This window comes from Rugamonas fusca (assembly GCF_014042365.1).
GTDB classification, from domain to species: Bacteria; Pseudomonadota; Gammaproteobacteria; order Burkholderiales; family Burkholderiaceae_D; genus Rugamonas; species Rugamonas fusca.
In genome coordinates, this window is sequence record NZ_JACEZS010000018.1 from 110,949 (window position 1) to 119,511 (window position 8,563).

Below are 8,563 nucleotides of genomic sequence, written 5' to 3' on the forward strand. Positions count from 1 at the left end.
GAGTTGCCTCGTCAGGCTTTGTTGGCGACATCTTGCTGGAGTCGTTCCACCAGGGCATCGACGGACATGACACCCAGGTCGACGTTGCCCCGTGCCCGCACGGCCACGGTATGGGCATCCCGCTCTTTGTCACCCACCACAAGAATGTAGGGCAGTTTTTGGACGGAATGTTCGCGTATTTTATACGTTATCTTTTCGTTCCGCAAATCGGTCTGCACCCGGAAGCCGCACCGGCGCAGCTTTTCAGCCACTTCCTGCACATAGTCGGCCTGCGAATCGGAGATATTGAGCACCGACACCTGCACCGGCGCCAGCCACATCGGCAAGGCGCCCGCGTAGTTCTCGATCAGGATGCCGATGAAGCGCTCCATTGAACCGACGATGGCCCGGTGCAGCATCACAGGCACCTGGCGGCTGTTGTCGGCCGCCACATACTCAGCGCCCAGGCGCTCGGGCATGAAGAAGTCGACCTGCATGGTGCCAACCTGCCATGGGCGGCCCAGCGAATCCTTCAGGTGGTACTCGATTTTCGGGCCGTAGAAGGCGCCCTCGCCCGGCAGCTCGGTCCAGGTCACGCCGCAGGCGCGCAGGCCGGAGCGCAGCGCGTCTTCCGCCTCGTTCCACACTTCGTCGGTGCCGATGCGGTTGTCGGGGCGCAGCGCCAGTTTCACTTCGATGTTCTCGAAGTGGAAGTCCTTGTAGACTTCCATCGCCTGCGTGTGGAACGCCACCACTTCCGGCTCGATCTGCTCTTCCGTGCAGAAGATGTGACCGTCATCCTGGGTGAAGCCGCGCACGCGCATGATGCCGTGCAGCGCGCCGGACGGCTCGTTGCGGTGGCACTGGCCGAACTCGCCGTAGCGCAGCGGCAGGTCGCGGTAGCTGCGCATGTTGCTGTTGAAGATCTGCACGTGGCCCGGGCAGTTCATCGGCTTCAGCGCGTAGGAGCGGTTTTCCGACTCCGTCACGAACATGTTCTCGCGGTAGTTGTCCCAGTGGCCGGTCTTGCCCCACAGGCTGGAATCGAGGATCTGCGGCGCCTTCACTTCCTGGTAGCCGTTGACCTGGTATTTGTTGCGCATGTATTGCTCGACCTGCTGCCAGATGGTCCAGCCTTTCGGGTGCCAGAACACCAGGCCCGGCGCCTCATCCTGGAAGTGGAAGAAGTCGAGCTGCTTGCCCAGCTTGCGGTGGTCGCGCTTTTCCGCCTCTTCCAGTGCGAACAGGTATTGCTCCTGGTCTTCCTTCTTGGTCCAGGCCGTGCCGTACACGCGCTGCAGCATCTCGTTCTTGGAATCGCCGCGCCAGTAGGCGCCGGCCAGCTTCATCAGCTTGAACACTTTCAGCTTGCCCGTCGATGGCACGTGGGGGCCGCGGCACAGGTCGGTGAACTTGCCTTCCGTGTACAGCGACACTTCCTGGTCGGCCGGAATGGCTTCGATCAGCTCGGCCTTGTACGCTTCGCCGATGGACTTGAAGTAAGCGATGGCTTCGTCGCGCGGCAACACCTTGCGGGTGACCGGCTCATCCTTCTTGGCCAGCTCGGCCATTTTCTTTTCGATCGCCACCAGGTCGTCCGGCGTGAACGGGCGCTTGTACGAGAAGTCGTAGTAGAAGCCATTCTCGATCACGGGACCGATGGTCACCTGCGCGTCCGGGAACAGTTCCTTGACGGCGTAGGCCAGCAAGTGGGCCGTCGAGTGGCGGATCACCTCCAGGCCGTCGGCATCCTTGTCGGTGACGATGGCCAGGTCGGCATCTTTTTCGATCAGGAAGGAGGTGTCGACCAGCTTGCCGTCCACCTTGCCGGCCAGCGCGGCCTTGGCCAGGCCAGTACCGATGCTGGCCGCCACTTGGGCTACGGTGACAGGGCCGTCGAATTGACGGGCCGAACCATCTGGGAGGCGGACTGAAAGCATATTGATCTCCAAAGCGGCGTGCGCCGAAAAATACTGCAAAAAATTTAACTGCAAAAATACGGACGAAAAAAAACGCGGACTAGCCGCGTTTTTTCTTTTTTTGAGCAAAAGAACCCCGTTCGACTAGCGTCACTCCCAATACTTGGTCGTAGTTCGCGGTGTCATAACCGGATTGCCTTTCTCGCTCTTACATGTTCTGGTGGGCGGTGCAGAATTCGAATCTGCGACCCCTTGGATGTCGACCAAGTATTCTAACCAGCTGAACTAACCGCCCAATGTACTGCAATCTAACTTTTTTACTGCCTGCTACTAAGTGTTCTGGTGGGCGGTGCAGAATTCGAATCTGCGACCCCTTGGATGTCGACCAAGTATTCTAACCAGCTGAACTAACCGCCCGAAGACCAGCATTATAGAGAGCCCTCGGCGGAATGACAAGGGGTTTCATTCGGAAAATATTAATCGGCAGAACTATTGCCCTGCCGACCATGTTGGGCCGCCGCCACGGCGCGGCCGCGATCCGGCCGCGCCATCAAGCCTGGCCCTGATTCCGCCCACACGGCACGCGCCGCCGGTGTTAGCCTCAAGACAAGATCAGATCAGGGAGCCTGGCGTGAAAATATTGCTGGTCGAAGATGACGCGCGCCTGTCGGCGCGGCTGAAGGACGACCTGAGCCGGCGTGGCTACGCCGTCGACGTGGCCGACAATGGCATCGACGCCGAACACTTGGGTACGGAATGGGAGTACGACGCCGTGGTGCTCGACCTGGGCCTGCCGCTGCGCTCGGGACTGGACACCTTGCGCCACTGGCGCGCACAGCACAACCCGGTGCCGGTGCTGATCCTCACGGCGCGCGACGCCTGGCACGAGAAGGTGGATGGCTTCCAGGCCGGCGCCGACGATTACCTGGGCAAGCCCTTCCACACGGAAGAGCTGGTGGCCCGCTTGCAGGCGCTGATCCGGCGCAGCCACGCCCAGCCCGGCGGCGCCGTCAGCGTGGCCGGCCTCACGCTCGACGAGGCGCGCCAGTCGGTGCTGGTCGACGCGCGCCCGATCGCGCTGTCGGGCGTGGAATTCCGCCTGCTGCGCTATTTCATGCTCCATCCGGGCCAGATCCTGTCCAAGACGCGCCTGAGCGAACACCTGTACGACAATGACAGCGAGCGCGACAGCAACGTCATCGAAGTGCATGTGAACCGCCTGCGCAACAAGCTCGGCCCGGATTACATCACCACCCGGCGCGGCCAGGGCTATGTGTTCGGCGGAGCGGCCTGATGCGCTCGCTGGCGGCCGCCCTGCTGCTCGGGCTGGTGCTGAGCCTGGCCGCCATGTACGCCGTGCAGCGCACGGTGGTGGGCGCCACCATGCAAACGGTGATGAGGGAATACATCGCCGGCGAACTGGCGCAGGACGCCGATGAACTGTACGGCGGCCTCACGCCGCTGCCCGACCAGCCGCTGCAACTGGCCATCCGCCATTTCGATCCCGCCTTCCTGTCGCCCGCCTCGGGCCGCTATTTCCAGATCATCGTCGATGGCCGGCCCGCCTTCGGTTCGCCTTCGCTGGGCGGGGCCACGCTGGTCGTGGCCGCGCAGCCGTCCGGTGGACGCGCCGTCACGCTCACAGCGGGGCCGGCCGGCCGCCAACTGCTGCAAAGCGCCTCCGGCTATACGGTGGACGGCCACGCCGTCACCATCGCCGTGGCCTCCGACGTGCTGCCCATCGACACGGCGCTGGCCGAACTGATGACGCGCTACACGCGCGCCTCGCTACTGATGTTCGCGCTACTGGTGCTGGTGCAGGCGGCCATCGTGCGCTGGGCCTTGCTGCCGCTGGACCGGGTGCGGGCCGACGTGGGCCGGCTGGAGCGGGGCGACATCGACCAGCTCGGCGAACGGGTGCCGGCCGAAGTGCTGCCGCTGGTGCGCGAGCTGAACCGGCTGCTGGCCCTGCTCACCCAGCGCCTGCAACGTTCGCGCGCCGCGCTGGGCAACCTGGCCCACGCGCTCAAGACGCCGCTGGCCGTGCTGACCCACATGGCCGAAGGCGAACGGGGCCAGCACGACCCGCGACTGGCCGAGCAGATGCTGGCCCAGCTCGATCAACTGCGCCAGCGCATCGACAGCGAACTGCGCCGCGCGCGCGTGGCCGGCGCGGCCAACGCCGGCGTGGCCGTCGATCTGGCCACGGAAATCGAGGCGCTGGCCGCCACGCTGCGCATGCTGTACCGGGCCCGCGGGCTGACGCTGCGCTGCGAGCTCGAACCCGGCCTGCGCCTGCGCTGCGACCGCGAGGACTTGCTGGAACTGGCCGGCAACCTGCTCGACAACGCCTGCAAGTGGGCGCGCGGCCAGGTGCTGGTGCGCGTGGCCGCCAGCGCCAGCGGCGCCATCGCGCTCACGGTCGAGGATGACGGCCCCGGCTGCCCCGAGGCCGACTTGCAACGGCTGGCCCGGCGCGGCGTGCGCCTGGACGAGGACACGGCCGGCCACGGCCTGGGCCTGTCCATCGCCGCCGGCATCGCCGCCTCCTATGGCGCCACGCTGCACTACGGCCGCTCGCCCGCGCTGGGCGGTTTCCTGGCCAGCGTCAGCTTCCCGGCCAGCGACGCGGCCGCGCGCTGAGCCGGCGCGCCAGCGCGAACGGGGCTGCCTCCCGCACCGCGCAGCGGGAGCCGCGCCCGGCCGCGTGCGCCCCGCCCGGGAGCGGTTTGCCTGAATCACATCGTTTCCTTCAGCTTGAATACAGCTTGCATCCGTATAGTCATTAATGACCCGACGGAGCAGGCCTGCGTGGCCGCCCGCAACCCCACACCACAAGGACGACCACCATGGCAACCTTCACTCCCTACGCGGGCGGCAGCGCCAGCACGCTCACCGGCGCCCTGCTCGCCGCCAACTCCGGCATCACCATCGTTGATGGCTCGGTCGCTTTGCAAGCGTCGGGCGCGGACGCCGTCAACCTGTACGACGGCTCGCTGGCCGCGCTGGGCATCGGCGCCGGCCTGCTGCTGACCTCGGGCACCACGCCCGGCACCGTCAACACCATGCCGTGGTTCGGCACCGATAATGCGGGCGCCGGCGACGCCGACATCGACGCCGTCGTCAACACCGTGTTTCAGACCCAGTCCTACGACGCCACCACGCTCGCCTTCGACTTCAACGTGAGCGATCCGAACGCCACTTCGGTCAGCTTCGACGTCGTGTTCGGCTCGGACGAATTCCCCGAGTGGGTCGACCAGTTCGTCGATTCGGCCGTGGTGATGGTCAACGGCGTCAACTACGCGCTGTTCAACCACGACCCCGCCCACCCGCTCAGCGTGGTCAGCGCCAACCTGGCCGCCGGCTACTTCCAGGACAATGCCGGCAACACCCTGCCCATCGAATACGACGGCGTGAGCCACGTACTCAAGATCGTCGCGCCCATCGTGGCCGGCGCCACCAACCACATCAAGATCGGCATCGCCGACACGGGCGACCACATCTACGACAGCGGCATCTTCCTGTCCAACCTGACGGCCGGCACCATACCCGGCTCGGGCGTGGTGGCCACTTCGGGCGGCGCCACGGCCGGCGCCGACGTGCTGACGGGCAGCGCCAAGGATGAATATTTCGACCTGCAAGCCGGCGACGACACCGTCTACGCGGGCGGCGGCGACGACATCGTGGTAGCCGGCGCCGGCAACGACACCGTGTACGGCGGCAGCGGCGCCGACCAGCTCAAGGGCGACGCCGGCAACGACCAGCTCGATGGCGGCGCCGACAGCGACACCGCCATCTACGCCGGCCACAAGGCCGACTACGCGATCAGCTTCGACGCGGCCAGCGGCCACTACACGGTCAGTTCGGCCACCGACGGCAGCGATACCCTCAACGCCGTCGAATATGCGCAATTCGCGGACGGCCTGTACAGCCTGGGCGCCGATGGCACGCTCAGCCAGGTGAACACGGGCGGCACCACGACCACGCCGCCGAACCAGCCCGGCATCGTCTTCCTCAGCGGCATAGGCGCGCTGGGTGAAACGCTGACGGCCAAGGTATCCGACAGCGACGGCGTGCCCGCTTCCGGCATCAGCTACACCTGGTACGCGGACGGCGTCGACCTGGGCGTCAACGGCAGCACCCTGGTCGTGGGCGAAGCCCAGGTTGGCCAGAACATCACCGTCAGCGCCCAGTACGTGGACCTGGCCGGCCAGGCCGAAGCCGTCACCAGCGCGGCCAAGGCCATCGCCGCGCCGGGCAATGGCGACTTCACCATCACGCTGCTGCAACTGAGCGCGCCGGTTGGCGCCAGCGTGGAAAATCCGCTCACCACGCTGCTGCAGGATGCCGTGGCGCTGGGCGCCTCGCCGGCCGAAGCGGGCGCCATCATCAAGCAGGCGCTGGGCATCGCGGCCAGCGTGGACCTGGCGCACTACGATGCCTGGGCCGCCCTGCAAGCGAACCCGGCCGACGCGGCCGCGCTGGCGGTGGAAAAGAAGCTGGTGCAAGTGGCCATCACCACCTCGCTGGGCAGCGACGAGACGGGCATGGCCGTGACCCAGGCCATCCTGCTCGCGCACAACAACGGCAGCGTGCTCAACCTGGCGGACAAGGCCACCATTGCCGCCACGCTGGGGCTGGACCCGGCCAGCGCGCTGGTCAGCGAGATCTGGGACCGCAACGACACCATCGCCTCGGCCAAGAGCGTGGCGGACATGGAATCGATCTGGCTGGACCTGCAAAGCGGCCTGGACGTGGTGCTGTCGCCGTCGATCGGCACGCTCAGCGTGCACCTGAACCAGGCGCCCATCGGCTCGGCGACGGCCGTGCTGCCCGAAGGCGCGCAGGGTAGCGATTACCTGATCAGCGCCGCCAGCCTGCTGCAAGGCTACAGCGACCCGGACGGCGATACCCTGCAAGTGAGCAGCCTCGCCACCGACGCCCCCGGCACCCTGCAGGCGCTGGCCGACGGCAGCGGCTGGGTCTTCACGCCCGCCAGCCAGTACAGCGGCCCTGTCGAACTGAGCTACCAGATCGACGACGGCCACGGCGCCAGCATCAGCGCCAGCCAGTTGTTCGTGGTGGCGCCGGCCGCCCCCGTCAACGCCGCGCCCACCGGCGCCATCGTCATCGACGGCGTGGCGCAGCAGGGCCAGACCCTGAGCGCCACCAGCACGCTGGCCGACGCCGACGGCATGGGCACGCTCAGCTACCAGTGGCTGGCCGACGGCAGCGCCATTGCCGGCGCTACGGCCGCCAGCTTCACGCTGGCCGAAGCGCAGGTGGGCAAGGCCATCACTGTGCTGGCCAGCTACACGGATGGCCATGGCAACGCGGAAGCCGTGGCCAGCGACGCCACGGCCGCCGTGCTCAACGTAAATGACGCGCCCACGGGTGGCGTCGCGATCACGGGCAGCGCCACGCAAGGCCAGACGCTGAACGCAGTCAGCACGCTGGCCGATGCCGACGGCATGGGCACGCTCGGCTGGCAATGGCAGGCCGACGGCAGCAATATCGCCGGCGCCACCGGCAGCAGCCTGGTGCTGGGCAGCGCGCAGGTGGGCAAGGCCATCACCGTGGTGGCCAGTTACGTGGACGGCCACGGCACGGCCGAAATGGCGGCCAGCACTGCCACCGGGGCCGTCACCGGCTACCAGGCCGGCACGGCCGGCAACGATACGCTCACCGGCACGGCCTACGCTGACAGCCTGAACGGCCTGGCCGGCAGCGACACGCTGAATGGCAACGGCGGCAACGACCGGCTCGACGGCGGCGCCGGCGCCGACACCATGCTGGGCGGCGCCGGCAACGACACCTACGTGGTCGACAACGCCAGCGACAAGGTGATAGAGACGACCACGGCCACCAGCAAGACGGACGCGGGCGGTATGGACACGGTGGAGGCCAGCATCAGCTATACCCTGGGCAACTACGTGGAAAACCTGACCTTGACGGGCACGGCGGCGCTGAACGGCACCGGCAACGGGCTGGCCAACGTACTGACCGGCAATGGCGGGGCCAACACCCTGTCCGGCCTGGGCGGCAACGACGTGCTGGTGGGCGGCGGCGCGGCCGACCTGCTGGTGGGCGGCGCCGGCAACGACACGCTGACGGGCGGCGCCGGCGCCGACATCTTCCGCTTCGAGTCGGCCCTGAGCGCCAGCAGCAACCTCGACACCATTACCGACTTCCAGTCGGGCGTGGATGTGCTGCAGCTGGAAAACGCCATCTTCAAGAAGTTGCTGGCCACGGGCCCGCTGGCGGCAGCCAATTTCGTCGCCAGCGCCACCGGCACGGCCGTGGACGCCAATGACTACGTGCTGTTCAACACCACCACGGGCGCGCTCAGCTACGACGCCGACGGCAGCGGCAAAGGCGCCGCCATCCCGTTCGCCACGCTGGTGGGGGTGCATGCGCTGGGCGCGGCCGACCTGGTGGTGACCTGATCGCGTCCCGAAATGGGGGGAGCAGGATCAGTTCCGGCGGAAAAGCGGAAAAGCGGGGTCAGGTCCGGCATCGTGCCATCCATTTGGCCGGTTGCCGGACCTGATAATCATCTAGCCAACCTCCCTCCGGCATACGCCGGGGGTACAGTAAGCATTCAATGTCGAGTTGAACTTACGTACAGGGAGGCTGGTATGAGCAAGTATAGCGGTATCGATCTG

Annotated in this window: 4 protein-coding genes and 2 tRNA genes; 3 read left to right on the forward strand and 3 right to left on the reverse strand. The window is 66.7% G+C overall.

The features are described 5' to 3' along the window. Window positions 1-11 precede the first annotated feature (11 nt). The 3 genes from thrS to H3H36_RS19375 all read right to left on the reverse strand — a co-directional run bounded on the left by thrS (window position 12) and on the right by H3H36_RS19375 (window position 2,315). Window positions 12-1,919: a threonine--tRNA ligase gene (gene thrS, locus H3H36_RS19365; RefSeq protein WP_182219732.1), complete on the reverse strand. Its 1,908-nt coding sequence runs from the start codon at window positions 1,917-1,919 to the stop codon at window positions 12-14. 197 nt (window positions 1,920-2,116) lie between these two features. Next, window positions 2,117-2,193, reverse strand: a tRNA-Val gene (locus tag H3H36_RS19370). Window positions 2,194-2,238: 45 nt separating this feature from the next. Beyond that, window positions 2,239-2,315 (reverse strand) — tRNA-Val (locus H3H36_RS19375). Between the two features lie 214 nt (window positions 2,316-2,529). Between H3H36_RS19375 and H3H36_RS19380 the strand changes: the two genes are divergently transcribed. The 3 genes from H3H36_RS19380 (at window position 2,530) to H3H36_RS19390 (ending at window position 8,344) form a co-directional block, all read left to right on the forward strand. Beyond that, entirely contained in the window at window positions 2,530-3,192 is a 663-nt protein-coding gene (locus H3H36_RS19380; protein WP_182219733.1) for a response regulator transcription factor, read from the forward strand. After that, window positions 3,192-4,541, forward strand: coding sequence for an ATP-binding protein (locus tag H3H36_RS19385; RefSeq protein ID WP_182219734.1), 1,350 nt, complete (start codon window positions 3,192-3,194; stop codon window positions 4,539-4,541). The genes H3H36_RS19380 and H3H36_RS19385 overlap by 1 nt, the downstream gene beginning before the upstream one ends. 206 nt (window positions 4,542-4,747) lie before the next feature. Next, entirely contained in the window at window positions 4,748-8,344 is a 3,597-nt protein-coding gene (locus H3H36_RS19390) for a choice-of-anchor L domain-containing protein (RefSeq protein WP_182219735.1), read from the forward strand. Window positions 8,345-8,563: the final 219 nt, after the last annotated feature.

Excerpts from the sequence above, each read along its gene's own strand:
- thrS (WP_182219732.1), bottom strand. The coding sequence starts at position 1,919 with ATGCTTTCAGTCCGCCTCCCAGATGGTTCGGCCCGTCAATTCGACGGC.
- H3H36_RS19385 (WP_182219734.1), top strand. The coding sequence starts at position 3,192 with ATGCGCTCGCTGGCGGCCGCCCTGCTGCTCGGGCTGGTGCTGAGCCTG.
- H3H36_RS19390 (WP_182219735.1), top strand. The coding sequence starts at position 4,748 with ATGGCAACCTTCACTCCCTACGCGGGCGGCAGCGCCAGCACGCTCACC.